This window comes from Streptomyces sp. NPDC045287 (assembly GCF_056432325.1).
Map to the genome: position 1 here is coordinate 232048 of NZ_JBWKJG010000004.1, position 26064 is coordinate 258111.

A 26064-nucleotide genomic window follows, 5' to 3' on the forward strand; every position below is an offset into this window, starting at 1 on the left:
CCCCGGGCCGCCCGACCGGCCGGCTCCGTCCCGGACGCGTCAGAAGACCTGGTCATGGCTGATGGTCCGGGACTTGAGCGCCGGCCTCCCCCCGTCGATGACCAGCACGTCGTGGACCGTGCAGCTGGGGCTGATCTCCGGCTTGCCGCCCGGCCGTACGGTCACGACCAGGGCGTACACGGTGGAGTGGACGGTGCCGTCGGGACGCGGGTCCAGGGCGATCTGGTTGAACCAGTGCCGACGGCGCACCGGGTCGCCGTCGAACTTCTTGTGGAAGTCGACGAGTTCGCGGACGATCCCGGCCCGGCCCCGGGCGGGCTCGACCCCCGGGGAGTGCTGGAACTCGCCGTCCTCGGTGAACGTGGCGGCGTACTCCTCGAACCTGCGGTTGTCCAGGTGGTGCATCTGGTGGGCGTAGAAGTGCTGCACCAGGGAGTGGAGTTCGGTGAGGGAGGAAAGGTCGGCGGTGACGCTCAAGGGGGTCTCCTCGGGTAGGGGGCCGTCAGGCCGAGGCGCCGGTCCCGGCCTCGGCGAACGCGGCGGCGTGCCGCATGGTGGCAAGGCTGTTGCGGCCGAGCGCGTCACGGACGTGGGCGCGGGCGTCGGCGAGGGTGCGGTCCGCGCCGAGGACCTCCGGCACCGCGGCCGGGTCGAGCACCACGGTGTGCCGGGCGGTGGCGACGGTGGTGCCGCCCTCGCCGGACGCGAACTCCCACAGGCCGCTGTGGCCGAGCAGCAACCGCGGGGTGACCCGCTGCTTGTAGGCGATCCACGACGGCTCCTCGCACACGCGCACCGAGCGGGTCGTGTGCGCGGAGCCGTCCGCCGTGACGGTGTCCATCTCCAGGTCCTGGATGCCGGGCGGCTCCTCGACCAGGCGGACGCGGCTGACGTGCGGCAGGCGCTGCGCCCACAGGTCCGCGCGGTGCACGAAGGCGTACGCGTCGAGGGCCGCCCCCCGGAATTCGAGGGTGTCGGTGAAGGTGAGGACCACGTCCCGGACGGGGTGGCCGAGTTCGGCCACCCGTGCCAGGGCCCGCAGTTCCTCGGCGCTGTTGCGGTCCAGCGCCTCGTTGATCCACTTCACCGTCTCCGGGTCGTCGCCCTCGGCGGCGAAGTCGTGCAGCAGCACGAGGCGGGTGCCGCCGTGGGGCAGGGCCTCGAAGCGCCACTCGCCGCCCATGGAGGCGATCGGGGGGCGGCTGCGCTCCTGCCGGAAGGTGATGCGCAGGCCCTCCGGGTCCAGGGTGCGCCGCGAGGTCCAGTCGGAGACCCCGCCGTTCACGGTCGCCCAGATCCGGAACCGTTCGGCGCGCTCGCCGCGCTCCAGGTGCTGTACGTGCACGGTCGGCCCGAAGACGGCCGGCCAGGCGGCCACGTCGGCCACCAGGTCGTACAGCACCTCGGGGCGGGCGGACACGTCCAGGGTGTGCTCGGTGCGGTGCCGTCGCGGTGTCATGCGGGCGTGCTCCTCGTGCGGGGCGGGCGGGGCAGGGACGGGCGGGCGGATGGGCGGGTCAGGCGGCGCGGGCCACGAGGCCGTTGACCAGGTCGGCGAGTTCCTGGGGCGTCGTGACCTTCGTGATCTCGTCGTCCGGCACGACCACGCCGAACTCCTGCTTGATCTGCGCGGCGCTCTCCATGAGGGCGAGGGAGTCGTACCCGAGGTCCTCGAAGGTGAGGTGGGTGATGTCGGTGTCGGGGCCGACGCCTTCCATGTCGCCCGCGCACGCGACGAGGATGCGGCGGACGTCGTCGACGGTGATCTGTGCCATGGGTTCTCTCTCCTTGGTTCGTGCGGTGAGGGGGGCCGGGGGTGCGGTGCCGTCTACGGCTCGTCGACGGCGCTGACCACCACGGCCGCGTTGAAGCCCCAGCGCCCCCGGGCGAGGACGAGGACGTGACGGACGCGCCGCTCCCGGGGCTCGCCGCGGACGACGTCGATGCCGTAGGCGTCGGGTACGCCGCCGAGCGCGGGGGTGGGCGGTACGACGCCGTCGCGGATGGACAGGGCCGCGGTGACCACGTCGAGCGGGCCGCCGCCCGCGTACAGGCGCCCGGTGAGCGCCTTGGGCGCGGTGACGGGGACGCCGCCCGCGCCGAACAGGCCGCTGAGGGCCTGGGCCTCGGCGGCGTCGAGCTCGGGGATCCCTGCGCCGTCGGCGAAGACCGCGTCGATGTCGGCGGGGCCCAGCCCGGCGTCGGCGATCGCGTTCTCGGCGGCGCGCCGCAGCCCCGGCGGGCGGCCCGAGCCGGGCGCGGGGTCGAACGTGGCGCTGTACCCGGTCAGCGCGGCGTGCAGCCGCTCGGCTCCGCGGGCGCGGGCGCGGTCCTCGTCCTCCAGGACGAGCATCGCGCCGCCCTCGCCGGGCACGTGGCCGGAGGCGAGGCTGTCGAAGGGCAGGTAGGCCCGGGCGGGGTCGGTCTCGCGGGTGACGCGGCCGTCGGCGAGCTGGGAGACGTACCCCCACGGGTCGAGGGCGGAGTCGACGCCTCCGGCGATCATCAGGGGGGTGCCGCGGCGGATGCCGCGGCGGGCGTAGCCGAGGGCGTCGAGTCCGCCGGCCTGCTCGCCGACGAGGGCGGCGCTGGGGCCGCGCATGCCGTGCCGGATGGAGATCTGGCCGGTGTTGACGGCGTAGAACCAGGCGAAGGACTCGTAGACGCTGACGAACTCGGGTCCCTTGCTCCAGAGCTTGGCGAACTCCCGGTGGGTGAAGTCGAAGCCGCCGAGGGCGTTGGAGGTGATGACGCCCATGTCGTAGTCGGGCAGGTCGCCGGGGGAGACGGCGGCGTCGGTGAGGGCCCAGGCCGCGGCGGTGAGCGCGAGTTGGGTGGAATGGTCGGTCTGCGGGAGCAGTCGGCTCGGCAGGTGCTCGGCGGGGTCGAAGTCGTCGATCTGCCCGGCGAGGGTGGCCGGGTAGCCGGAGACGTCGAAGCGGGTGACCCTGCCGATGCCGCTGTGGCCGGACAGGACCGACTTCCAGTAGGTCTCGGTGCCCAGGCCGTTGGGGGCCGTGACGCCGATTCCGGTGATCACCGTCCTGGCGGTCATGCGGCGGCTCCTTCCGGGGTGCGCAGGACCATCGCGCTCTGGAAGCCGCCGAAGCCGCTGCCGACGGTCAGGACGGTGTCCACCCGCTGTTCGCGCGCGGTCAGCGGCACGTAGTCCAGGTCGCACTCGGCGTCGGGGACGTGCAGGTTGGCCGTGGGGGGCACGACGTTGTGCCGGATGGCGAGGGCGCAGGCCGCGATCTCCAGGGAGCCGATCGCGCCGAGGGAGTGCCCGACCATCGACTTGATGGAGCTGATCGGCACGCGGTACGCGTGGTCGCCGAGGCTGCGCTTGAACGCGGCGGTCTCGTGCCGGTCGTTCTGCTTGGTGCCGGAGCCGTGGGCGTTGACGTAGTCGACGACCGTCGGGTCGATGCGGGACTCGTCGAGGGCGGCCCGGATCGCCTCGGCCATCTCGCGGCCGTCCCGCTTCAGGCCGGTCATGTGGTACGCGTTGCAGCGCGTGGCGTAACCGGTGATCTCGGCGTAGATCTGCGCGCCCCGGGCCCGGGCGGTCGCGTACTCCTCCAGGACGAACACGGCGGCGCCCTCGGCGAGGACGAAGCCGTCGCGGGAGGCGTCGAACGGGCGGGAGGCGTGCTCGGGGTCGTCGTTGCGGGTGGTGGTGGCCTTGATGGCGTCGAAGCAGGCCACCACGATCGGGGAGATGGGGGTGTCGGCGGCACCGGCGACCATGACGTCGGCGCCGCCCTCGCGGATGAGCTGCACCGCGTGGCCGACGGCGTCGAGGCCGGAGGTGCAGCCGTCGGACACCATGGTCACCGGGCCCTCGGCGCCGGCCACCCACGCGATCTCGGCGGGCATGACCCCGGGGCTGAGGTAGTCGAACATGTGCGGCGACAGGTAGCCGGGGTCGACCCGCCACTCGCGCCCCCGGTCGGACATCACCAGGTACTCGTTCTCCAGGCTGGTCGCGGAGGCGACCGCACTGCCGAGGCTGACGCCGATCCGGTGCGGATCCACGCCGCCGAACTCCAGTCCGCTGTCGGCGACCGCCTCCCGGGCGCAGGCGACCGCGAACTGGGTGGCCCGGTCCATGCGGCGGATCTCGCGCGGGGTCAGTCCCTCGTCCTCGGGGCGGAAGTCGACCTCGCCGGCGACCTGGGACCGGAACGGGGCCGCGTCGAAGAAGGAGATGCGCCGGGTGGCGGTGCGCCCGGCGGTGAGCAGGTCCCAGAACGCCTTCGCGCCGGACCCCCCGGGAGCGCGGATCCCGATTCCGGTGATCACCACGCGGCGGCTCATCGGGGGCTCCCCGCGCTGCCGGCCGCCCGGGGACCACCGTGCTTGCAGCAGAACATCGCGTCTCTTTCCTTTCGTCTTGCCCGGCGGGTCCGCCCGGCCACTCCCGTGGGGGCACCGCCGCCGGCTCTCCTCACCCTGCGGACAGGGGCTCGAACACGACTCGAAACCGGATCACCGCGCCCGGGGCCGGTGCGGGTGGCGCGGTCAGGCGACGTACGGCCGCCGTGCCCGGGCCTCGCGGAGCGCCTGCGCCCACCACATGAGCTGGTCGAGCAGCTTCTTCGCCGCCGCGTTGACCTCCTGGGCGTCCAGCGGCTCGCCGTCGTCGCCGAACCGGGTGTGCACGTGCGGGAAGTTCACGCTGTCGCGCAGCGGCACCGCGTGCAGTTCGGTGAAGACCGGCCGGAGCTGCTCGATGGCGCGGATGCCGCCGGACATGCCGCCGGCGTATCCGACGAAGCCCACCGGCTTGGCCTGCCACTCGGCGTAGAGGCAGTCGACGGCGTGCTTGAGGGCGGCGGGGTAGCCGCGGTTGTACTCGGGGGTGACGACGACGAAGACGTCGGCCCCGGCGATGCGCTCGGCATAGGCGCGCACTTCGGGCGAGGCGTACCGGCCGTCCTCGCCGACCTCCCCCAGGACCGCGGGAAGCCGGGCCCCGGCGATGTCGACGACGTCGACGTCGAGATCGCCGCGGGCGCGGGCCCGGCGGACGAACCAGTCGGCGACCACGGGGCCGAAGCGGCCCTCGCGGGTGCTGCCGACGATGACGGCCAGGCGGGTGGGCGTGGCGGTCGGCATGGGTGCTCCTAGCGTGAGGTGGGGAACCGGTCCCGGAGGCGAGGGGCGCGGGCGTGCGGGGGCGCGGGGCGCGGGCGTGCGGGGGTGCGGGGCGGGGACGGGTGCGGGGGCGGCGGGCGGAGCCGCTCAGCCGGCCCGCCCCGTCAGCAGGACCACGCGGCCGGTGTGGGCGCGGGTCTCGACGAGCTCGTGGGCCTTGGCGGCCTCTTCGAGGGGCAGCGCGCTGTGGATCGCGTGCCGGACCGTCCCGTCGGTGAGGTACCGGACCAGCTTCTCGTGGTGGTCCAGGTACTCCTGGCGGCGGCTCGTCCGCCACTGCCCCAGGGCGAAGCAGGTGAGGGACCGCATGCCGATGAGCTCCATGGGCGAGATGCCGGGGACGGCACGGCCGCCGGCGGAGGAGCCGTAGAACACGAGCCGGCCGAACGGGGCGAGGAGCCCCACTCCGGTGCGCAGCACCTCTCCGCCGACGCTGTCGAGGATGACGTCGACGCCCTGGCCGCCGGTGGCCTCCCGCACCCGGTCCGGCCAGTCGTCGCGGGAGTAGTCCACGAGGACGTCGGCGCCCAGTTCCCGTACGAAGTCGAGCTTGCGGGCGGAGCCGGCGGTGGCGATGATCCGGCCGGCGCCGGCCGCCCTGGCCGCCTGGACGGCGAGGTGGCCGATGCCGCCGGAGGCGGCGTGCACCAGGACGGTCTCGCCCTGCCGCAGCGACGCGGTGGCCAGGGTGCCCATGGCGATGGGCCCGGAGCCGGGCAGGGCGGTGGCCTGTGCCGCGTCCATGTCGGCCGGGACCGGCAGGACGGTGTCCGCGTCCACCGCGACGTATTCGGCGTACGCGCCGTGCAGGGTGAAGGCGCCCACGCGGTCGCCTTCGCGGATCCCGGTCACCCCCTCGCCCAGGGCGGCGACCGTGCCGACGACATCGCCGCCCAGCACGATGGGGAACGTCGGCTTCCACATGGGGGCGGGGAAGATGTCGCGCCGCATCTGGGTCTGGGCGAACCCCACGCTCACCGCCTCCACGGCGATGAGCACCTGTCCCGGGCCGGGGCTCGGCACAGGTGTCTCCTCGACCCGCATGACCTCCGGGGCCCCGAACGCGTGGATACGGATGGTGCGCATCATTTCCTCCGGTCGTCGTCGCCGGGACCAGCCTCGCGAGCCGGGCTTGAGCACGGCTCGGAGACAGCTCGGGGACGGATCGAGGGGCGCGCGGAGGCCCGAAGAGGTCGGGGGCCCGGGGGCCCGGGGGCCCGGAGGCTCGAAGACCCGGAGGCTCGAAGACCCCGGGCTCGAAGACCCGGGGCCCGGAGGTCCGGTCAGCGCACGGTGCGGGGCTCCGGGCGGCCCGTGCACTGCTTGAGTTCGAAGAAGCCGGGGTCGGTCGCCAGGGTGCGCAGCGCGTCCCACAGGCGCAGGGCGCGCTCGCCGGTCGGGATCTCGCTGAGGACCGGCCCGAACTGCGCGGCGCGGCCGTTGACGGAGAGGGTGGGGACGCCGATGAGCTCCTGCCCGAGGCCGTCGGACGGCACCCGGGCGTGGGAGGCCCGCAGCGCCTCGTCCCACCGCTCGGAGCCCGCCTCCCCGGCCAGGTCGGCGGGGAGGCCGACGTCGCGGAGCGCGGCCTCGACGACGGCTCCGGTTCCGCTCATCGCCTCGGTCATCACCTGCTGCCAGGTGTCCTCGGTGGCGTCGCGCACGGGGGCGAAGATGCCGTCCGGGGCGTGCAGGCGGCTGCCCAGGGCGGTGTAGAGGGGGCCGACGACGACGTCGCCGTGCGCGTGTCGCGCCGCCGCCACCACGCGTACGGGACCCCAGTACGCGTCCAGCATCCTGCGCCGCTGCTCGGACATCTCCGAGCCGCTGTTGAGCAGGGCGAGGCTCATCTCGTGCCAGCGCACGGTGAGCGGGCGGTGCTCGGCGACCTCGGTGATCCAGCGCGAGGTGATCCACGCCCAGGGGCAGAGCGGGTCGAACCAGAAGTCGACGGTGTCGGTGCCGGTGTCGGGCGCGTGGCGGGTTCCGCCGGTCTCGGTGGTGTTCATGGGCTCCCTCTGTTCCTGTTTCCGTCTATCCGTTGTGGCCGTCGTGTCCGTCGCGCACGCCGTCGGTGCCGTCGTGTACGTCTTCGCCGCTGGCGTGCGCGTCTTCGGCCCCGTCGTGTACGTCGTCACCGCCGCCGTGCGCGTCCTCGCTGCCGTCGGCCCCGCCGGTCCCGTGGGAGGCGCCGGCCCCGTCGGCCCCGCCGGTCCCGTCGGGGGCGCCGACGCGGGCCAGCGCCTCCAGGACGGCGTTCTGCCGGGCGTCGCGGTCCGCCACGCGGCGCGCGTAACCGTCCCGCCCGTAGGTCTCCTCGGCGAGGTCGGCGAGCCGGTCGATGGTCTCCGCCGTCATCCGGGGGCGGCCGAGGTCCCGCCAGGCGTCGTCCATGCCGGGCCCGGCCGCCGCCAGCCAGCGGCGCAGGCCGCCCTCGCCGCCGCCGAGGTGGAACGCCTGGAAGAGGCCGACCGCCGCCCAGCGCACCCCGAGGCCCTGGGTCACCACCGTGTCGAGCTCGGCCATGGTGACGACGCCCTCCTGGACGAGGTGGACGCCCTCCCGGAGGATCGCGGCCTGGAGCCGGTTGGCGACGAACCGCCGCACCGGCTTGCGCAGCACGACCGGGACCCGGCCCACCGACCGGTAGAAGGCGACGCACTCCTCGACCGCCGCCGGATCGGTCCGGCTGCCGCCGACGACCTCCACGAGGGGGATGAGGTGGGGCGGGTTGAGGGGGTGCCCGACGAGCAGCCGCCCGGGGTCGGCCATCGTGGCGCCCATGGCGTCGGGCAGCAGCCGGGAGGTGGAGGAGAGCAGCAGGGCCGTCGGGGGCGCGGCCGCGCCGACGCGGCGGAAGAGGTCCTGCTTGAGTTCCAGGTCGTCGGGCAGGTTCTCCTGGACCACGTCGACGTCCCGTACGGCCCGTTCGAGGTCGGGCTCGACCTCCAGCCGGCGGGCGAGCTCCCGCGGGTCGCGTCCGCCGCCCGGCAGTCCGGGGGCGAGGAGCTCCAGGGCCTCGGCGACGATCCGGTCCGCCCCGGCGCGCCGGCTGTGGACGCGGACGCGCAGTCCGTGGGCCAGGAAGAGGGTGGTCCAGGCCAGTCCGATGGTGCCGGCCCCGATGACGGCGATCGTGCGCGGGGCGGCGGGTTCCGTCGCGGTGCCCATGTCCTACCTGCCGTGGTCGGGGTGGTCGGTGTGGTCGGTGTCGCCGGTGGGTGTCCGGACATCCGGCAACGGCCGCCGGAGCGGTGCTCCGGCGGCCGTGCGGAACCGTCCGGTCCTGCCCGTCAGGGCTGGACCTTGGTGGTGGAGAAGACCACCGGCTTGGCCGGGTCGGCGTAGCACTGGAAGGGGTCCCACTCGTTGGTGGTGGGCTGGAGGCGGTACCAGTAGAAGGACGGGTCGTCGAAGCTGGTGCCGCCGGCGGTGGTGGTCAGCGTGCCGGATCCGGGGGCGCGCAGGACGACCTCCAGGTTCGGCAGGTCGTACGCCACCCCGCCCTCGAACATGCCGTCGGCCCGCACGACCAGGGTGTTGCCGTTCCGCTCGACCCACTGGCTGCCGTTGAGGTTGGCGCTGCCGCCGCTCAGCCAGTAGCCCACCACCGTGGCGCCCGCCGGCACCTGGTACGCGATCTTCACGTCGGTCAGCGTCTTGTTGTACGCGGCGACCGCGTTGATCGGCGTCGAGTCGAACGTGACCTTGAACGCCTTGTACGGGGCGACGGTGGCCGGCGCCGTCACGGTGAAGTCGCGGGAGTACTCGACCGGGATCCACCCGCCCGACACCCGGGTCTGACACACGTACGGCTGCGTGGTCGTGGTCTTGGTGCCGTTCGTCGCCGCCGTGGCGGAGCCGCTCGTCACCAGGACCCCCGTGACGGCCACACCCACCGAGGCGAGGAGGGAGGCGGCCTTCTTCCAGTTCGTCTGCACTGTGTTCCCCTGTTCTTCGCGCCTGGACGCTCCGGGCGCGCCTGGCCTAATCTGGCCGCCCCGGCTGGAGTCGCGATCGAGAGTTCATCCAGGCCCGGCGCCCCTACCCGGCGGAGGTCGCGGCGCGCGCGGCGGCGCGGGAACTGGCGCGTTCGAGGTGGTCCACGAGTGCGGCGGGGTCCATCACCCCGGAGACCGGGGGCAGCCCGTCGACCACGACGGACGGCACACCGGTGACGCCGAGGTCACGGGCCCGCTGCTCGTCGGCGCGGACGGCGGCGGCGTACGCGTCCCCGGCGAGCACCTCGCGCGCCTCGGCGGCGTCGAGGCCCGCCTCCTCGGCCAGGCGCACCAGCACGTCGTGGTCGGCGATGTTCAGCGCCTCGGTGTGGTACGCGCGGAAGAGCCGTTCCATCAGCTCCCCGGTGACGCCGCGCGCGGCCGCCAGGTGGGTGAGCCGGTGGGCGTCGAAGGAGTTGACCGGGGTGGAGAGGTGCATGTTGATCTCCAGGCCCTCCCTGCGGCCGTGCCCCTTGATCAGGGCGACGCGGGCCGGGACGGCGGCCGGGTCCATCCACTGTTCCATGACCTTCGCGGCCGTCGGCCCGGGCTCGCGCTCGGCCTCGGGGCCGAGTTCGTAGCTGCGCCAGACGACCTCGACCCCGTCCCGGTGGCCGAACCGCTCCAGGGCGTCGTGGATGCGGCGCTTGCCGATGTAGCACCAGGGGCAGAGGATGTCGGAGAAAACTTCGATCTTCACAGGGGTCTCCTCGGTGGCCGTTGGGCGGGGGGCGCTCGCGGTGGTCAGTCGATCGACAGGACGACCTTGCCGCGCACGTGCCCGGTCTCGACCTCGCGGTGGGCGTCGGCGGCGGCTTCCAGGGGGAAGACCCGGGAGATCTCGACGCGCAGCCGGTTCCGGTCGTACAGCTCGGTGAGTTCGCGCAGGCGCTCGGCGGACCGCTGGCTGAAGATGGCCCGGACGCCGAGCTCCTCGACGCGGGCGAAGTCGACGAGGGTGCCGATGCGGGCGCGGTCCTTGACGAGTTCGACGGAGACGTCGAGGGCCTCGCCGCCGATGCAGTCGAGGGCGGCTGTCACCCCCTCGGGGGCCAGGGCGCGGACCCGGTCGGCGAGCCCCTCGCCGTAGGTGACGGGGATCGCGCCGAGGGAGCGGAGGTAGTCGTGGTTGCGCTCGCTGGCGGTGCCGATGACCGTGGCGCCCCACTCCTTGGCGAGCTGGGCGGTGATCGTGCCGACGCCGCCGGCGGCGGCGTGCACGAGCAGGGTGTCGCCGGGGCCGACCTCCAGGGCCTTGAGGGCGGTGTGGGCGGTCTGCGCGGAGGCGGAGAACGCGCCGGCCTCCTCCCACGGCATGTTCGCGGGCTTGGGCACGACCTGGTCGGCCGGGACCACGAGGTACTGGGCGTAGCAGGAGAGCACGGCCCAGCCGAGGACCTCGTCGCCCACGGAGAACCCGGTGACGCCTTCACCGAGTTCGTCGACGACGCCGGCGAAGTCGTTGCCGAGGACCTGGGGGAAGGCCAGGGTCATGCCGGGCGGGTTCCAGCCGGCGCGGACGGCGCAGTCGTACGCCTGGGCTCCGGCCGCCTTCACCCTCACCCGCACCTCGCCGGGGGACGGACGGGGCGTGTCGAGCTCCGTCACCTCGAGCACCTCGGGGCCGCCGAAGGTACGGATGGCTGCTGCCAGCATGGGCGATTCCTTCCTCGCACGTATGGGTCACGGGTCCGCCGGGGTTCCCCGGCGAGCCCGTGACCCCATCGTGCAACCTCAGCCACAGTTGAGGTCAACCGGGCTCGTGGAGGCCGGAGTTGGGCCCAAGCGGTCTTCGAGCGGTCTTCGAGCGACTTTCAAGTGATCTTCGAGTGGCCTTCGAGCGGTCTCCGAGCAGACTTCGAGCGGCCCCGGCGCCGTGGCGTCCGCTCAGTCCTCGGTGGCGCCCGGCCCGGCGGCGCCCGGCCCGGTGGCGTCCGGCCCGGTGGCCCGGGCGCGGGCGACGGCGGCGATGACGGCGTTCTGGACCGTGTCGCGGTCCGCCGCGAGCCGCTCGTAGGAGTGGGCGCCGAACGCCTCGTCGGCCTGGGCGATCACCGTGCCGACCGTGGCCTCGTCGACCGGCGGTTCGCCCAGCCCCGCCCAACTGCGTTCCAGGCCGACGCCGAGGTGCTGGAACCAGTGGCGCAGTCCGCCCGGCCCGCCGCCGAGGTGGAAGGCCCGGAAGGGGCCGACGGCCGCCCAGCGCGGCCCGATGGACGCGGTCACGATCTCGTCCAGCTCCGCGACCGACACGACCCCCTCGCGGACCAGGTGGATGCTCTCCCGGAGCAGGGCCGACTGGAGCCGGTTGGCGACGAACCCGGGGACGGGCCTGCGCAGCACGGTCGGCGTCTTCCCCAGGCCCCGGTAGAACGCGACCGCGTCGTCCACGGCCGCCGGGTCGGTCCGCTCCCCCGCGACCACCTCGACCAGCGGCACGATGTGCGGCGGGTTGAAGGGGTGGGCCACGAGCAGCCGGGACGGATCGTCCATCGCCGAGCCGAGGTCGTCGGGCAGCAGCGTGGACGTCGAGGACAGCAGCAGGCTGCGGGGGCCGGCCGCGGCGCCGGCGCGCGCGAAGAGGTCCCGCTTGAGCGCCAGGTCCTCGGGGGCGTTCTCCTGTACGACGTCCGCGCCCTCGACCGCGCGGGCGACGTCCGGCTCGAACCGCAGCCGCTCCGCCAGCTCCTCCGGGTCCCTCGGGCCGCCGGGGAGGGTGGCCGCGTACCGGCCGAGGGCCGCGCGCACGTGGCGTTCCGCGTCGGGGCGGCGGCTGTTGACGCGGACCGCCATGCCCGCCGCGGCGAACAGGGCGATCCAGCCGAGGCCGATGGTGCCGGTGCCGATCACCGCGGCCGTACGCGCGGGCCCTGCTCCGCCCGCCGCCGCGGCCGTGCCTGCCGTCGTCTCACTCACGGGTGCTCCTGGGGTACGGGGAGGGGCGCGGATCAGTAGGTGCCGAGGGCGCCGCAGACGTTCATGGCCTGCGCGGTGACGGCCCCGGCGGCGTCGGCGACGAGGTAGTCCACCATCGCCGCGACCTCCTCGACGTCCACGTAGCGGCCGATCGGCACGCGGGTGGTGACCTTCTCGGCGGCCTCTTCCTCGGTGATGTCCCACATGTCCGCGTAGTGGCGGCGGACCCGCTCGGCCATCGGGGTCTCGACGAAGCCGGGGCAGACCGCGTTGACGGTGATGCCGGTCTTGGCCAGGTCCAGGCCCAGCGCCTTGGTGAAGCCGACCACGCCGTGCTTCGACGCGGAGTACGGGGCCGCGGTGACCGCGCCCTGCTTGCCGGCCGTGGAGGCGATGTTGATGATCCGGCCCCAGTCCTTGCCGAGCATGCCGCCGGCGGACAGGACCTCGCGGGTCACCAGGAAGACGCTGTTGAGGTTGGTGTTGATGACGTCGTACCAGAGCTCGTCGGTCATCTCCGCGATGGCCCCGCCGCCGTTGCGCCCGGCGTTGTTGACCAGGACGTCGATGGCGCCGTAGCGCTCCACCGCGGCGCGGACGAAGCGCTGGACGTCCTCCTTGTCGGTGACGTCGCACGGGACGCCGTCGACCTCCAGGCCCTCGTCGCGCAGGGACTTGACGGTCCCGGCGAGCCGGTCCGCGTCCCGTCCGCACACGAAGACGCGGGCACCGCCGCGGGCCAGGTGCGCGGCCACGGCCAGGCCGATCCCGCTGGTCGCCCCGGTCACCACTGCCACCCGCTGCTGACGCTCGGCCATCGTTCCTCCGTAACACCGTTTACTCGAAGCGAGTTTGACGGTGACTAGAGTCGGCGCCGGGGCTCGACGGGTGGTCGAGGGGGGATCCAGCGGTACGCGCGGCCGGCCCGGGCCGGCCCCGGTGGGAACCCAGGCCGGTGGGGGCCCAGCCCGGTGGGGCCCCGGCCCGGTGAGGTCCGGCGCGCCACCGGCCGGCGACGCGCCGGAACCCTCCGGGGTCAACCGGTCCGCGCCGCGGCGGGCCCGGCGGCGCGGGTCGCCGGGAAGTTCTCGGGGCCGGCCAGCACGGCCGCGAGGTGGGCCACGGACGCCATCGTGATGTGCCGGTGCCAGCCCTGGAACGAGCGGCCCCCGAAGTCCCGCAGGCCCACGTTCTCGGCGATCGGCAGGAAGTCGCGGGTGACCACGTCCGCGAGCTCGGTCAGCTCCACCACCGTGGCCAGCGGGAGGTCGCTCGCGGTGGTGAGCCACAGCTTGGCGGGCCGGCGCTCGCGGCCCGGCCAGTGCGCCACCAGCAGCAGCGGCCGGTCGGGGTCGCGCCGGGGCACGGGCGTCTGCGCCGGTACGACCGGGATGACCGCCGCCACGGCGTCCTGTACCGGCCTGCCCCACGGGTCCTGGCATTCGAGGGGCCTGCGCATCCGCTTCATCGACTCGACGAGCTGCTCGGCCTGTATCTCGCGGTCGCCGTAACCCTGGAGGGTCTTGCAGTCGATCCGCAGCGGGGTCGAGGGGCTCACCCTCATCACCAGCGGCATTCCGGCCCGGTCGAAGTGCCGGAGGCACCCCCCGATGTCCAGCCCCTCGCTGTCGAGGACCACGAGCCCGCAGGACACGCCCCAGTCGCGGACCGGCTCCAGGGCGACCGCGCTCGCGCACTCCTCCGGGGTCTCCGGTCCGATCTCCTCGGGGATGCTCGCCATCCGCCGGCGCAACGTGTCCTTCGACCAGCTCGGGGGCAGCACCAGCCGCCAGTTCACCGGCACCGCCGCGTCGGCCGACGCCAGCCACGCCCCGTACGCCTGCTGGCCGACGACGGTCTGCCCCAGGTGCGGGACGAACTGCTTCTCCACCCCCACCGAGCGCGTGCCGACCCGCGGGACCACGGTCGGCAGCACCACCAGGGTCCGCGGCCCGGTCAGCCGCTCGACCGCGGCGGCGAGGGCGCGCCGCACCTCCGTCCACTCCCACGGCGACCCGCTGATGAAGTGGTGGGTGCTCTGCCGCGCGGCCTCCCCGCCGACCTGGTCCGCGATGTTCCGCAGCGTCTTGCGCCCCGTGGCGGTCAGCAGCCCGCGCGTGTACCGCTCGGCCTGGAGGCGCTGGTCACGTCTGCCCAGGGGGGCGAAGACGGAGTCGCCGAGTTCGGCCACCCACGCCTCCAATTCACCGGGTCCGATGGACGGGTTCTCGCCACCCGGAGCCGCCCTGTATCGCTGGCCGACGTGCATGGTTCCCCCTTGAACATGACAGGCTGCGCACTACTTGAACATTTTCGGCGTAAAACCTACGCGATTGACGTTGCAGAATCGATATCAAGGATCGATTGGCTGGAAATCGGCAACCCACGGTCCACGAAGTGCGCATTCGTCGGCATTTCTCGGCCGGAAACCACCGGAGCGGGGCTCTGGAGCACCACGGGCGCGTCCGGTTCCAAGCCGGATGTCATGTCACGTACCGACGGGTCGGTTACGCAGAGTGCCGACTGCGGGGTCGCCCGGGCGGACGGCCGGGGTGAGGGCCCGGTGGGGGCGGGGGTGGCTCGAATGGGACGGGTGAGGGCGAGGGCATCGGCCATGCCCCTGCGGGCGGGGCCTGCCGGCGGGCGAGAGCCTGCCGGGGGCCAGAGGGCGCGCGGGCGAAAACCTACCGGAGGCCGGGGCCGGAGGCCGGGGGCGCGGAGAGGGGCGGCGGTCACCCCGCCGCCGAGGGGCCCGGGACGCGGAAGGGGGCGTGCCCGGGGCGCGAAGAGGACGTAACCCGGGGTACGAGGGGGGGCCGTGACCCGGGGCTCGGAAGGGGATGGCACGCTCCTCGCCCCATCCGTCACGGCCGGGCCGTGGCCGTCGCGCGGACGGGCGGCTCCGGCGGTGCGGACGCGGGCGAGGCCACGGTCACACGGCCACCCGGGGCGTCACCGCTCTACACACGCGGTGCGGACGCGGGCGAGGCCCGCCGCGCCGTGGGCCGTCGCGCGGACGCAGGCGCGAACCGCCGCGCGGACGGCCCGGACGCGGCGGAGGCGCCCCCGGCCCGGCCGGACGCGACCCGACACCGACCGACGCGGCTCAGGCGGGCCAGGCCGTCGGCCCCGCCGGGGCGGCCCGAGGCCGTGGTGTTCGCGCACCGCCTCGTCGCCGGCTCCGGCGAGCCCCGGGACGCCGCCGGGGCCGGACGGCGCATTCACCTCGCCCGTGCGGTTGCCGAGACCGCACGCCGTCCGCCGAGCCCCGTCACCCCTCGGGAAAGCGGATCGCTGAACCGGAGCGGTGGAATTTCCTGTTCCTTATCCACCGCCGTCCACTGCCCCTCCCGCATTTCGGCTCGCGCGGCTCGTCGCGACATCCGCGGCGGTTCCGCCGGGGGTCTTCGCGGGCGCCGCCTCTCCCCCCCCGTCCGCGAATACCGGAATGGCACGGCGGGCCCCGGCGGAACGCCCGCACGGAGAACCACGGAGAACACCGAAACAGCCGAGGAGACGGCCGCCACGGCACCGAAAGGTCCTACGGAGCCTCCTTCGGGCACCGATCCCCGGCACGCGGCGCGGACCCGGCCGGCGCGGCGCCTTCCCCCGGGGACCGTGCCGTGGAGCGGGGAGGAACCGTTCCGGCGCCGGACGGGCTCCTCCCGCACACCGGCGGTCGGCCGGAAGCCGGGCATCTTTTCGCGTTCCGGGGAAACACGCGGGTCGGCACGTTGGGTCGTCGAACGCGAAAGGTTCCGCCATGGCCGATGACGTCATCGCGATGATCAGGAATGACCACCGTGAGCTGGATCGCCTCTTCGAGATGATGAGGAAGGACAAGGGTTCGCGGCCGCTGGCGCTGCCTCTGGCCGTGGCGATGCTGGAGGCACACAGCCGGGCCGAGGAGGAGTACGTCTACCCGGTGCTCACCGAGAAGGTCGGGGAGGGGGAAGAGGTCCAGCACGCGACCGAGGAGCACCACGAGGCCGAGGACCTGGGCAGGCGGCTGCTGGAACTCGACTGGGAGAGCACCGAGTTCGAGGAGGGCCTGGAGAAGTGGATCGGCGCCGTGCGCCACCACGTCGAGGAGGAGGAGCAGGAGCTGCTCACCGCGCTCGGTGAGGCCCTGGACGCCGAGCAACTGCACCGCCTCGGGCTGGAGTTCGCCGGGCAGCGGTCCGAGGAGCTGGCCGGGAAGGCCGTCCGCGGGGGCGGCGGGGACGGTGACGGAGGCGGTGGCGCCTCCGGCGGAGGCCGGAGCGAAGGCGGGCCGACGCGGGACGAGTTGTACGCGAAGGCCCGGAAGCTGGGCATCGAGGGGCGGTCGACGATGAACAAGGACGAGTTGGAGCGGCAGGTGCGGGAGGCGGAGGCCGGCGCCGCGGGCGCCTGACACCCGGGACGGGGGGCCGGGCGCCGCCGTGCGCGGGGGCGCCCGGCCCCCTCCCCCGGGTGTTTTCGCCGCCGCCGGAGTCGTCCGGCGGCGGCTTTTTCCGGTCCGTTGAAGGGCCCGGGGCCTACGGTTCTCCGGCCCGCTGGAGGGCCCGGACCCACGGTTTTCCGGCCCGTTGGAGGGCCCGGGCCGATGGTAGGTTCGAACGCGTGAGTGCAGTGGGGGCCACCGCGGCGTGCGCGGAGACGGAAGCCGGGCGGGGGCTGCGTACGCGGGAGGCCGCCGGGCCGGCTGCCGCCGGGGCCGCTCCGCCGCGGATCCCGGACGTGCGTGCCGCGCACGGCGGGCCCGTCCCGCCGCCGCCCGTGGGGGGCGTCCCGGCCGCCGCGCCGCCGGCCGTGCTCCTCCGCGCCCCGGGCGCCGGGTCGTGCGCGCGGTCGCGGAAGGCCGGCGAACCGCTCGAAGCGGCGGGCTCCCCCGCGCTGTTCCCGCTCGCCACCGGTGTCCCGGCGCCCCCGCTTAGGAGTACGGCATGACTCACGGCGACCACCTGATGCGCAGGCCGTACGTGCCCCTGCCCGCGCCCGAACCCGTGCCCGCCGTCGACCAGCGGCTCGCCTCCGCCCTCGGACGGCCCCAGCACGGCGACTCGGCGGTGCGGCGCGTCGGGCAGTCGCTGCGCGGGCTGGCCGCCTCCGTCGCCAAGGAGGGCGCGGAACACGACCGCGGCGGGCGGGAGGTGCGGCTGCCCGTCCCCAGCGGGCGGGTCATCGCCGTGACGTCCATCCGCGGCGGGGTCGGCAAGTCGACGGTCGCCGCGCTCCTGGGGCGCACGTTCACCCAGCACCGGCCCGACCCGGTGCTGACCCTGGAGGCCGACGCCGCGCTGGGCACGCTCGCCGTGCGGATGGGCGCCCCGTCCGTACGGTGGTCCTGTCCCGAGCTGGCGCGGATCCTGACCCCCCGCATGGACCTGAACGACATCACCGGGTACCTCGTCCCCGTCCCCGGTGGCGGCTGGCTGCTCCCGGCGAGCCAGGGCCGCGTCGGGCCGCCGCTGGACGTGCCGACGTACCGGACGGTGTCGCTGGCGCTGCGCCGCCACTTCGCGGTGACCGTCGTCGACTGCGAGACGCTGCCCGGCGAGGTCGCCCGTACGGCGATGGACACCGCGCACGCCCGGGTGATCGTCGCGCCGCGCACCGCGGAGGGCGTCAACGGCACGCGCGTCGTGCTGGACTGGCTGGGCGGGCTGCCGCACCGCCGGGCGATCGACAGCACCGTCGTCGTCCTGACGTCGGGCGCCCCCGACATGACCCTCGACCAGAAGACGGCCGTCGCGCACCTGCGGGAGCCGGGCGTGACCGTGCTGACGCTGCCGTACGACCGGCACCTCGCGCAGGGCGGGCCCATCCACACGGCCATGCTCGCCCGGGCCACGCACGACGCGGCCGTCGACCTCGCGGGGGCGGCGCTGCGGCGGGCCCTCGGGATGCGCTGAGGCCGGGCGGCCCGAAGGGGCCGGAAGGGCCGGAGGGTCTGACGGGCCGACCGGGACAGCCGGGACGGCCACGACAACCAGGGCGGCCGGAACGAGCGGGACGGCCAAGGTGACCGGAGCGGCCGGGGCGGGCCGGCAGGGCAGCCGGGACGGCCGAGGCGGGCCGGGCTCAGCCGCTGCCGCACGCCGACGGCAGCCACTCCGCCTTCCCGTGCCGCTCGCGGACCTCCTCCAGCACCGCCAGCCGCGCCGGCAGCTCCCGCGGGTCGGCCAGGAACCGCAGCACCGCCTGGTGGAAGGCGTCGCGCATCGCCGGGGGCATCGCGTCGGAGGCGTCCCAGCAGCGCATCGTGCCCCGGCCGCGCAGGGTCGCGTCGATGCGGGCGGCCATCGGGTCCGCGTCGTACGCGCCCGACGGGACCGACCGGTTGGCGGTGAAGCCCAGTCGGGCCGTGCCGGGGTCGGCGAGGTGGCGGATCAGCGCCCGCGCCCCGGGGGTGTCGCGCAGCATGGCCGCGAGGTCGCCGGAGACCTCCCACGCCGTCAGGTCCGGGCGGGCACCGGGGATCACGGCCTTGGAGTGGACGTACCGGCCGCGGGCCTCCGTCCAGTGCGCGCCGGCGCGGACGAACGCCGCCTGGTGCTCCAGCCGCTCGTTCACACAGGCGGGGCGCCCGCCGCCCCACGGGTCCTGGTAGGGGGCGAGGAGCACCCGCTCGACGCGCCGCCGGTCGCCCGCGCCGACGAGGTCGCCCCACGTCGTCCACGCCCTGCGCACGGCCGGGTCCGTCCAGGGCAGCCGGCCCGTCGCCCACTTCTGGTACGTCTCCCAGCCGGCCTGCTGGAGCAGGACGTCCTCCACCCAGTCGGTGCCCGGCCAGCCGGACGTGGCGCCGGACTCCATGGCGAGGCACCACTCCCCCGGGTCCCGGGCGATGCGGGCGGCCTCCGCCTCGGTGAGGGCGCCCGGGTGCCACACCATGCTCTTCAGGTCGGCCTTCACCGGCACCCAGTGGACGCCGCCCTTCAGCGCGGGCGCCCACACCGGGTCGTAGTGGTCCGGGTCGAACAGGCCGTCCAGGGGCTTGAGCCGGCCCTGGGCCGCGTACGCCGCGAGCTCGCCCGGGCCCGGCATGATGACCACGTCGGGGGGCGTGCCGGACGCCACGTCGGCGGCGAGCACCTGGCTCTCGGCGGAGCTGCCCTGGTACACGACCCGGATGCGGTGCTTCCGCTCGAACGGGCCCAGCACGTCGCGGCGGAAGCGTTCCTCGTCCTCGCCGGTCCAGTTGCCCAGCACCGTGACGGAGCCCTTCCAGCGCCCCGCCCACCACTCCGCGCCCGCCACCGCGCCGGTGACGAGCAGCGCCAGGCAGAGCGCCACGACGGCGTACGTGCTCCGGCGGCCGGTCATCGGCGCTTCCCGACGCGGTACTCGGCGATGCGCGGCAGCAGGCCGCTCGCGGTCAGTGCCACCAGGGCCACCCCTCCCACCAGGATCCAGTCGGACGCCGCCGCCCGTGCGTCCGCTTCGGCCAGGTGCCGCGCGACGCGCGCCCCGGCCGTCGCGATGCCGTCGCCGGTCGGCGCGCCCCTCAGCTCGCGCAGCGCGTCCGCCGCGCCGGTGCGCGTGCGGAGGGTGAGCCACGCCAGGGTCGCCGCGCCGGCCGCCCACAGCGCCGTCGCGGCCAGCAGCGGCGGGTCGGCCAGGCGGCGGAAGCGGCGCCGGACGAACCGCTGGGCCTCCCCCAGGGCCGCGCACAGGGCGGTGAACAGCACGGCGGCGGCCCCCCAGGCGAGGACCAGCGGCCACCCGAACGCGGCCTGCTCCTCGGCCACGTCGAGCTGCTGCTCGCGCAGTTGGGCGAGGCGGCCCATGATGTCCTCCTCCGTGTCGGGCGCGTCGAGGACGCGGCCCGCGTAGTGCAGGTAGGCGGTGCGCAGCGGGGAGCCGCCGGGTTCGCGGCCCGCCTGCTCGACCCAGCCGGAGTAGACGGCGATCAGCCCGGTGACGGTCTGCAGGGTGCGGCGGCCGTCCAGACCGGTGACGTTCTCGGAGGCGGCCAGGGCGAGGGCCTGGTGGGCGACGGAGACGCGGGTGTGGAACGCGCTCGTCCCCGCGCCCTCCAGACCGGCCTCGGCCGCCGCGTCGCGGGCCGAGGCCAGGGCGGACCTCGCGGTGTCGACGGCGAGGACGCCGGGCGCGCTGGACGAGGCGAGCCGGTCGGCGTCGTCGTGGACGGCGCGGAAGGCGCCGAACAGGACGAGCGTCGTGGTCAGGCCGAGGACGAGCAGCAGCGACAGCCGGGCGCGGAGGTCCCGCGCGGTGGTGCTCACGGCCGCTCCCGGAGGCGGTGGCCGCAGCGGGGGCAGAACCGGGCGTCGACCGGTGCCCGCCCGCCGCACGCCGGGCACGGGACGGTGGCGGCGCCCGGGCCGGTGCCGGTGCCCGGGGCGCCGGGGCCTTCGGGCGCGTCCCCGTCCCCCTCGGGGCCGTACGTGCTGTGGCTGCTGGCGGTGATCAGGTGTTCGAAGTCGACGGGGGCCAGGTCGGGGCGGATCCGGACCCGGCCGGTGGCGGCGTCCACGATCTCCACCAGCCGTGCGAAGTCGGCGAGCGGCCGGGCCGCGCCGACGGTGTGGGCGAGCCGGACGCCGCGGCCGAGGTGGTGCTCGGCGCCCTCGCGGTCGCCCCTGCGGTAGGCGTCGGCCGCGGCGGCGACGGCCTGGCCGAGCTGCCCGTACAACTGGAAGTGGGCGACCTGGGTGTCGGTGTGCCGGGAGAGCGCCGGGTCCTCCGTCCAGTGGACGACGCAGGGGCGCGGGGGCGGCGGGCGCAGGCCGCCGGCGACGGCGGGCGGCACGAGCGAGACGACGGCCAGTTGCAGGTCCTCGCGGCGGGGGCGCCCGGTGGGGTCGGCGGAGAGGCACAGGTGGTACCGGCGGGTCTCGTCGCCCCAGGCGCGGGTGGTGAAGCGGTGCGGGGCGCCGGGGTCCGGCCGGCCGGCGGGCTCCAGGTCGACCTCCGTGGGGAACACCTGCTTGAGGTAGCGGACCGTGGTGCCCGGCACGGGCGCGACCTCGATGGTCAGCTCGGGGACGGTCTTGGTGAGCAGCCGGGCGGTCAGCTTCTCGTACGCGCCGGGGAGCTCGGACTCCTCGCGTACGGCGCCGACGCTGCCGTGCAGGCGGCGGGCGATCCGCAGCAGCTCGCGAGCGTCCCAGCCGTCGCCGATGCCCCAGGCGTCGCAGACGAACCGGCCTTCCCACGTGTCGAGCACGGCGTCGAGCGGCATCTCGCTGTCGTGCTGGTTCTTGCCGTCCGTCAGGAGCAGGACGTGCCCGATGGGCGCGTCCTGCTCGGTGAGGAGGCGGCCGGCCAGGTCGAGCCAGGCGCCGATGCAGGTGCCGCCGCCGGCCACCAGTCCGTGGACGGCGGACTCGGCGCCGCGGCGGTGCCCGGGGGACGCGGCAGCCATGCGCTCCGCCGCCGGGTAGGCCATGGCGGCGCCCTCGGTGCCCTGGACGACGGCGAACGGGGTGCCGGCCGGCAGCATCCGGATCGCGGCGGCGGCGGCCTGGCGGGCGGCGCGGAACTTCTCCTGCGGCCAGGTCATCGAGCTGGAGCAGTCGACGACCAGCACTTCGGCGAGGAGCGGGCCGCCGCCCGGCCCGCCCGCCGCACCGCCCCCCGGCCCGTCTCCCGCGCCTCCCGCCGCGCCGCCCGTGCCGTCGACCCGGACGGTCAGCACGACGTGCATCTCCTGGTCGCGGGCCTCCGCGGACAGGTACTTCCACTGGCTGATCTCCAGGCCGGCCGTCGTCCCCGCCGCGCCGCCCGCGGTGCTTGTCGGCGTCATGTCCCTCGCGTCCCCCTCGTCGCGTGCGTTCGCCTCTCGCGGCCGTCCGTCCCCGCCGCGCTCGCCGGCTCCTCGCGCCCTTGCGCGTCCCGGGCCCGCCGGCTCCCCGTGCCCGTCTCCCCCGTCGCGTCGTGCTCCCGGACCCGTCCCTCAGCCCCGTCCCCTCCTCCGCTCCTCCCGCCGCCCCGCCGGTACGAGCCGCAGGCGCGGCGGCGGGAGGACCGCGTACGACCGGTCCAGCAGGTCGCCGCGCAGGTCGCCGTCGCGCGCCTGGTCGGCCAGGGCCCGCAGGGAGCGGGAGAGCAGGCCGCTCAGCGCCGGGACGCTGTCCTCCGGGCCGAGCACCTCTCCCGCGGGGAAGCCGTCCCCCCACCCGCCGGGCGGCCGGCAGGCGAGCGCGGCCTCCCGCACCTCGGTGACGAGGCGGTCCCGGGCCGCGCCGTCCTCGCCGGTACGGGCCGGGTCCGCGAGCCGCGCGGCGGCCTCGCGCAGGTCCGCCGCGGTGGGGCCGCCGCCCGGCAGCCGGCCGGCGAGCACGCGGACGGCGGCGACGCGGGCCGCGTCGTGGTGGCGGGAGGTGGTGGGCACCCCGTCCAGGACGGCGACGGCCCCCCGCCGGTCGCCGCGCCGCAGGTGGACCCGTACCAGCCCGAACGCCGCGCTGCCCTGCGTGCGGTCGCGCTGCCAGACCGCCTCGTAGTAGTCCCGCGTCCGCCGCTCGTCGGCGTCGAGGTACTCGGCGCAGTAGCCGAGCGCCAGCTTGGGCGCCCACTCGCCGGGCAGCGACGCGTACACGGCGGCGAACTCCTCCTCCGCCGCCCGCACCTGGCCCTCCGCCAGGCGCAGCAGCCCGCGGTGCCAGGAGAGCCGCCAGTCGTACTCGCCCGCGCCCAGCCGCCCGGCGGCGCCCAGCCACCGCTCGGCCTCGCCGTGCGCGCCCCGGTCCGCGTACGCGCGGCACAGCCACAGCGCGGTCTCGACGGTGCCGAACGCCGGGTCGTGCGCGGCCTGTTCGGCGACGCGCCCGGGGCTGCGGGCGGCGAGCCCGCCGAGGAGGACGGCGGCCGGGTCGTCCGGGTCGGGGATCGGGACGGGCAGGCCCCGCGCGGCCTCCTGCGGGTCCGGCGCCCGTACGGGGAGGGGGCGGGGGCCGTCCGGGGCGGCGCCGGCCCAGTGGCCGAGGTCCGGGACCGTGCCGAGGGCGGCGCCGAACAGCGCCCCGGTGGGCGCGAACCGGGTGGAGCGCTCGGGGTACGGCTCGTGCCAGGTCAGGGCCTGGTGTTCGCGCAGCACCTCCCAGAGCTGGCGGGACATCTCGGCGGCCGAGGCGAACCGGGCGGCCGGCTCGGGGTGGGTGGCGCGGCGGACGAGCGCCTCGAAGGAGCGGGCGGCGAGCCCGGAGGCGGGGGCGGCGCGGGTGGCGAGCGCCTGGAGGGTGCGGCCGACGGTGTACAGGTCGGTGTCGACGTGGAAGCCGCGCCGGTCGCGCTCCCGCTTCGGCGGCGCGTAGTCACGGGTGTAGACGAGGCCGGAGGCGCGGTCGTCGACGCGGCGGATGGCGCCGAGGTCGATGACCTTGATGTCGCGGCCGTAGTGGATGACGTTGTCGGGCTTCATGTCGCAGTACAGCAGGCCCTGGTCGTGGAGGTACTCCAGCGCGCCGAGGATCTTGCAGCCGTACGTGAGGACGTGGTCGATCCCGAAGGGCCGGCCGAAGACCTCCGTCAGCTCCTCGTCGGAGGCGTAGCGGATCCAGGCGAGGGAGCGGCCGGCGATGTACTCCATGACGATGTAGCCGGTCGGCTCGTCGTCGCCGGGCGCCTGGTGCTGGACGTACGTGATGATCCGGACGATGTCCCGGTGGTGGAGCGTGGTGAGGGAGCGGCGCTCCTCGACGGCGGAGCGGCGGGCGACGGCGTCCCTGGTGTTGATGAGGCCCTTGAGGACGACGAGGTGGTCGGGGACCTCGGTGTCCTCGGCGAGGTAGACCCAGCCGAGGCCGCCGGCCGCGAGGTAGCCCAGGACGCGGTAGTGGCCGCCGACGGTGTCGCCGGGGCGCAGGCGGGGCTCGAACGAGTACGGCCGGCCGCACTCGGGGCAGAAGCCGTGGTCGGGGGCGGGGCCGCCGTCGTAGCCGATGCCGATGGTGCCGGCGCAGTTCTCGAAGCCGCAGCGGCGGCCGCCGGTGGGCGGGCGGGCGGTGGTGGTGGCGGCGACGCCGGGGTCGGGGGCCTCGATGTGCGGGAGGAGGACGAGGCCGTCCCGGTCGAGCGGGGCCGGCCCGGTGGCCGCCGGGCGCGGGGCTGCGGGCCCCGGGGCGGCGGGGGTGGGATCGGTGGGCCCCGGGACGGCCGGGTCGGGGACGGTCATGACGGTCGGGGAAGGGGCCGGGGCCGGGGCCGGGGGCAGACGGTGGCAGGTGTCGCAGAAGCCGGTGGCCATGAGCGTGCCGGTGCAGCCGGCCCGGGCGCAGGGGGTGGGGGCGGGTGGCGTCATGACGGCGCGGCACCTCCCCGCTCCCGCCGGTTCCGCTCGTGTCCGGCGCGGTCGGCGCGCTCGACGAGGCGGACGTACGCGTCGACGGCCTCCTCGGCGGCGCGCACGTCGCAGGGCCGGGCGCGCAGCAGTTGGTGGGCGCGCCGGCGGAGGGTGTCGGCCTCCAGGTCCTCGGCGCCTTCGGTGAGGCTCTGGTGGAGGGCGTGGTAGCCGTCGAGGCGTCCGGCGAGTTCGCCGCGGCGGCGGCACAGGGCGTCGAGGCGGCGGGCGGCGGCGTGGAGGCGGGCGCTCAGCCGGTCGGTGAGCCGTTCGAACACGGCCAGGTCGGGTGCCCCGTCGAGCGCGGCGGGCCGCTCGGCGCCGGTGAGGATGTGCAGGGCGCCGCCGGCCCGGTAGAGGGCGTCGTGGACGGCTTCGGGGTCGTCGGCCCGCACGGTGGCCATGGCGTCGCCGAGGGACGCGGCGAGCGGCCCGGTGATCTCCCGGAGCCGGGCGACGAGGTGGGCGCGGCGCTCCTGGGCGGGCCGGACGACCAGGTCGGCCCGGGCCCGTTCGTAGCAGGCGCCGGCCTCCCGGAAGACGAGGAGGAGGCGGCTGCCGCGCTCCCGGAGGACGGCGAGGAGGTCGAGGAGGGCGGGCGGGTCGACGGCCCGGTCGACGCCGACGACGACGAGGGTGAGGGCGACGCCGCCGGCCCTGATCCGCTCGACGGCGGGGTCGGCGGGGTGCTGCCAGAGGCCCATGCGCTCCGCGACGCGCTCGGCCGTCTCGGCGGCGGTGCTGCCGGTGGCGTCGAGGGCCAGGTCGTGGCCGCCCGCGGACGGGACGGTGCCGGGCGGGTCGAGGGAGGCCCGGTCGACGGACGCGGTGGTGCGTAACTCGCGGTCGGCGAGGGTGATGGCGCGGCGCAGGGTCGCGGCGCGGGCGTGGTCCCCGGGGCGTACGAGGCTGATCTTCACCTGCTCCCCGTCGCCCCGGAGCCAGGCGGCGAGGCGCTGCGCGAACGGCTCGTCGAGGGCCGGTACGGGCGGCTCGCCGCCGGTGCGGGAGCGGAGCCGGTCGTCGACGGCGGTGCGGCCGCGGGTCCACGCGGCGACCTGCGGCAGGTGCCGGACGATGGTCTCGGCGGGGCTCATGAACGAGAACGAGTTGCCGTGCCGGTCGCGCATGCCGGTGAGGACGATGCCGATGACCTCGCCGGTCAGGTCGTCGACGACGCCGGCGCCGCTGCAGCCGGGGCTGGCCAGTTCGCCGGGGGTCTGCGGGCCGAGCTGGACCTGCCCGTCGCGTCCGCAGCCGCCGATGATGGTGGCGCGGAACCAGATGCCGCCGTTGTGCTCGTACGGGAAGCCGTACATGCGGACCGCGCGGTTCGGCGCGGAGAGCCGGTGGAGGAAGACCGGCTCGTGGGCGGGCCTGGGGTGTTCGAGCCGGAGGAGGGCCACGTCGCCGCTGGGGTCGCCGTCCGCGTCGCGGGTCTCGGGGACGTACGCGTCCTCGTCGACCCAGGCGGTGACGGCGGGGACGTGGAGGCCGGGCGCGCCGACGAACTCGGCGGTGACGTGCGCGCCGGGGGTGACCACGTGGGCGCAGGTGAGGACCCGGTCGGGGCTCAGCAGGACGCCGGCGCCCGCGATCTCGCCGTTCCCCCACCGGACGCGGACCGCCCACGGCGGGGTCTTCGAAGAAGGATCGGCGCTGATACCCCCGTCGGCCACCATGGTCCGGAACTAT

The 26064-nt window shown here is 75.5% G+C and carries 22 protein-coding genes; 2 read left to right on the forward strand and 20 right to left on the reverse strand.

From position 1 onward, the window contains the following. Positions 1-39: 39 nt before the first annotated feature. The 15 genes from AC07D6_RS09325 to AC07D6_RS09395 form a co-directional block, all read right to left on the reverse strand. Positions 40-477: a nuclear transport factor 2 family protein gene (locus AC07D6_RS09325; RefSeq protein ID WP_315875661.1), complete on the reverse strand. Its 438-nt coding sequence runs from the start codon at positions 475-477 to the stop codon at positions 40-42. Positions 478-502: 25 nt separating this feature from the next. Beyond that, positions 503-1459 carry an aromatase/cyclase gene (locus AC07D6_RS09330; RefSeq protein ID WP_479043122.1) on the reverse strand — a complete coding sequence of 319 codons (957 nt, stop codon included), beginning with the start codon at positions 1457-1459 and terminating at the stop codon, positions 503-505. 58 nt (positions 1460-1517) lie between these two features. Further along, positions 1518-1775, reverse strand: a complete 258-nt coding sequence (locus AC07D6_RS09335; protein ID WP_479043123.1) for an acyl carrier protein — start codon at positions 1773-1775, stop codon at positions 1518-1520. A gap of 53 nt (positions 1776-1828) precedes the next feature. Continuing rightward, positions 1829-3055 (reverse strand): ketosynthase chain-length factor, encoded by a 1227-nt coding sequence (locus AC07D6_RS09340; RefSeq protein WP_479043124.1) that lies wholly within the window; start codon positions 3053-3055, stop codon positions 1829-1831. Beyond that, entirely contained in the window at positions 3052-4320 is a 1269-nt protein-coding gene (locus AC07D6_RS09345) for a beta-ketoacyl-[acyl-carrier-protein] synthase family protein (protein ID WP_315875665.1), read from the reverse strand. The genes AC07D6_RS09340 and AC07D6_RS09345 overlap by 4 nt, the downstream gene beginning before the upstream one ends. A 204-nt stretch (positions 4321-4524) precedes the next feature. Beyond that, positions 4525-5121, reverse strand: a complete 597-nt coding sequence (locus AC07D6_RS09350) for an NADPH-dependent FMN reductase (protein ID WP_315875666.1) — start codon at positions 5119-5121, stop codon at positions 4525-4527. Between the two features lie 126 nt (positions 5122-5247). Next, positions 5248-6246 carry a quinone oxidoreductase family protein gene (locus AC07D6_RS09355; RefSeq protein ID WP_479043126.1) on the reverse strand — a complete coding sequence of 333 codons (999 nt, stop codon included), beginning with the start codon at positions 6244-6246 and terminating at the stop codon, positions 5248-5250. Between the two features lie 197 nt (positions 6247-6443). Then, positions 6444-7169 carry a DsbA family oxidoreductase gene (locus tag AC07D6_RS09360; RefSeq protein ID WP_479043127.1) on the reverse strand — a complete coding sequence of 242 codons (726 nt, stop codon included), beginning with the start codon at positions 7167-7169 and terminating at the stop codon, positions 6444-6446. Between the two features lie 25 nt (positions 7170-7194). Next, on the reverse strand, positions 7195-8331 hold the full coding sequence (locus AC07D6_RS09365; RefSeq protein WP_479043128.1) for a 3-hydroxyacyl-CoA dehydrogenase NAD-binding domain-containing protein: 1137 nt from the start codon (positions 8329-8331) through the stop codon (positions 7195-7197). Positions 8332-8453: 122 nt separating this feature from the next. After that, positions 8454-9101 carry a hypothetical protein gene (locus AC07D6_RS09370; RefSeq protein WP_315875670.1) on the reverse strand — a complete coding sequence of 216 codons (648 nt, stop codon included), beginning with the start codon at positions 9099-9101 and terminating at the stop codon, positions 8454-8456. Between the two features lie 103 nt (positions 9102-9204). Next, positions 9205-9861, reverse strand: coding sequence for a DsbA family oxidoreductase (locus AC07D6_RS09375; RefSeq protein ID WP_479043129.1), 657 nt, complete (start codon positions 9859-9861; stop codon positions 9205-9207). Positions 9862-9905: 44 nt separating this feature from the next. After that, complete coding sequence (locus AC07D6_RS09380; protein ID WP_315875672.1) at positions 9906-10817, reverse strand: NADP-dependent oxidoreductase; 912 nt, start codon at positions 10815-10817, stop codon at positions 9906-9908. A 231-nt stretch (positions 10818-11048) separates the two neighbouring features. Continuing rightward, positions 11049-12077 (reverse strand): 3-hydroxyacyl-CoA dehydrogenase NAD-binding domain-containing protein, encoded by a 1029-nt coding sequence (locus AC07D6_RS09385; RefSeq protein ID WP_479043130.1) that lies wholly within the window; start codon positions 12075-12077, stop codon positions 11049-11051. A 32-nt stretch (positions 12078-12109) separates the two neighbouring features. Beyond that, positions 12110-12895: a 3-oxoacyl-ACP reductase FabG gene (fabG, locus tag AC07D6_RS09390; protein WP_315875674.1), complete on the reverse strand. Its 786-nt coding sequence runs from the start codon at positions 12893-12895 to the stop codon at positions 12110-12112. A gap of 218 nt (positions 12896-13113) precedes the next feature. Then, positions 13114-14346 carry an IS701 family transposase gene (locus tag AC07D6_RS09395; RefSeq protein ID WP_479043131.1) on the reverse strand — a complete coding sequence of 411 codons (1233 nt, stop codon included), beginning with the start codon at positions 14344-14346 and terminating at the stop codon, positions 13114-13116. Between the two features lie 1494 nt (positions 14347-15840). Between AC07D6_RS09395 and AC07D6_RS09400 the strand changes: the two genes are divergently transcribed. Both AC07D6_RS09400 and AC07D6_RS09405 read left to right on the forward strand, forming a co-directional pair. After that, positions 15841-16473 carry a hemerythrin domain-containing protein gene (locus tag AC07D6_RS09400; protein WP_315875676.1) on the forward strand — a complete coding sequence of 211 codons (633 nt, stop codon included), beginning with the start codon at positions 15841-15843 and terminating at the stop codon, positions 16471-16473. A gap of 532 nt (positions 16474-17005) precedes the next feature. Then, a complete protein-coding gene (locus AC07D6_RS09405; protein WP_479043132.1) occupies positions 17006-17974 on the forward strand; it encodes a CpaE/TadZ family protein in 969 nt (322 codons plus the stop codon). A 169-nt stretch (positions 17975-18143) separates the two neighbouring features. Here AC07D6_RS09405 and AC07D6_RS09410 read toward each other — a convergent pair whose 3' ends face one another. From AC07D6_RS09410 to AC07D6_RS09430, 5 genes are all read right to left on the reverse strand, one after another. After that, entirely contained in the window at positions 18144-19388 is a 1245-nt protein-coding gene (locus AC07D6_RS09410; RefSeq protein ID WP_479043133.1) for an ABC transporter substrate-binding protein, read from the reverse strand. Beyond that, positions 19385-20311, reverse strand: a complete 927-nt coding sequence (locus AC07D6_RS09415; RefSeq protein ID WP_315875680.1) for a hypothetical protein — start codon at positions 20309-20311, stop codon at positions 19385-19387. Before AC07D6_RS09415 ends, AC07D6_RS09410 begins: the two co-directional genes overlap by 4 nt. Next, the gene (locus AC07D6_RS09420) at positions 20308-21834 is read right to left on the reverse strand and encodes a VWA domain-containing protein (RefSeq protein ID WP_315875681.1); all 1527 of its coding nucleotides are present in this window, start codon (positions 21832-21834) and stop codon (positions 20308-20310) included. The genes AC07D6_RS09415 and AC07D6_RS09420 overlap by 4 nt, the downstream gene beginning before the upstream one ends. Before the next feature lie 150 nt (positions 21835-21984). After that, positions 21985-24330 (reverse strand): serine/threonine-protein kinase, encoded by a 2346-nt coding sequence (locus tag AC07D6_RS09425; RefSeq protein WP_479043134.1) that lies wholly within the window; start codon positions 24328-24330, stop codon positions 21985-21987. After that, a complete protein-coding gene (locus AC07D6_RS09430; protein WP_315875683.1) occupies positions 24327-26051 on the reverse strand; it encodes a trypsin-like peptidase domain-containing protein in 1725 nt (574 codons plus the stop codon). The genes AC07D6_RS09425 and AC07D6_RS09430 overlap by 4 nt, the downstream gene beginning before the upstream one ends. Positions 26052-26064 lie beyond the last annotated feature (13 nt).

Coding starts and splice junctions, on each gene's coding strand:
- AC07D6_RS09350 (WP_315875666.1), bottom strand. CDS start 5,121: ATGCCGACCGCCACGCCCACCCGCCTGGCCGTCATCGTCGGCAGCACC.
- AC07D6_RS09365 (WP_479043128.1), bottom strand. CDS start 8,331: ATGGGCACCGCGACGGAACCCGCCGCCCCGCGCACGATCGCCGTCATC.
- AC07D6_RS09380 (WP_315875672.1), bottom strand. CDS start 10,817: ATGCTGGCAGCAGCCATCCGTACCTTCGGCGGCCCCGAGGTGCTCGAG.
- AC07D6_RS09335 (WP_479043123.1), bottom strand. CDS start 1,775: ATGGCACAGATCACCGTCGACGACGTCCGCCGCATCCTCGTCGCGTGC.
- AC07D6_RS09355 (WP_479043126.1), bottom strand. CDS start 6,246: ATGCGCACCATCCGTATCCACGCGTTCGGGGCCCCGGAGGTCATGCGG.
- AC07D6_RS09395 (WP_479043131.1), bottom strand. CDS start 14,346: ATGCACGTCGGCCAGCGATACAGGGCGGCTCCGGGTGGCGAGAACCCG.
- AC07D6_RS09410 (WP_479043133.1), bottom strand. CDS start 19,388: ATGACCGGCCGCCGGAGCACGTACGCCGTCGTGGCGCTCTGCCTGGCG.
- AC07D6_RS09345 (WP_315875665.1), bottom strand. CDS start 4,320: ATGAGCCGCCGCGTGGTGATCACCGGAATCGGGATCCGCGCTCCCGGG.
- AC07D6_RS09360 (WP_479043127.1), bottom strand. CDS start 7,169: ATGAACACCACCGAGACCGGCGGAACCCGCCACGCGCCCGACACCGGC.
- AC07D6_RS09400 (WP_315875676.1), top strand. CDS start 15,841: ATGGCCGATGACGTCATCGCGATGATCAGGAATGACCACCGTGAGCTG.
- AC07D6_RS09425 (WP_479043134.1), bottom strand. CDS start 24,330: ATGACGCCACCCGCCCCCACCCCCTGCGCCCGGGCCGGCTGCACCGGC.
- AC07D6_RS09430 (WP_315875683.1), bottom strand. CDS start 26,051: ATGGTGGCCGACGGGGGTATCAGCGCCGATCCTTCTTCGAAGACCCCG.
- AC07D6_RS09420 (WP_315875681.1), bottom strand. CDS start 21,834: ATGACGCCGACAAGCACCGCGGGCGGCGCGGCGGGGACGACGGCCGGC.
- AC07D6_RS09340 (WP_479043124.1), bottom strand. CDS start 3,055: ATGACCGCCAGGACGGTGATCACCGGAATCGGCGTCACGGCCCCCAAC.
- AC07D6_RS09405 (WP_479043132.1), top strand. CDS start 17,006: ATGACTCACGGCGACCACCTGATGCGCAGGCCGTACGTGCCCCTGCCC.
- AC07D6_RS09330 (WP_479043122.1), bottom strand. CDS start 1,459: ATGACACCGCGACGGCACCGCACCGAGCACACCCTGGACGTGTCCGCC.
- fabG (WP_315875674.1), bottom strand. CDS start 12,895: ATGGCCGAGCGTCAGCAGCGGGTGGCAGTGGTGACCGGGGCGACCAGC.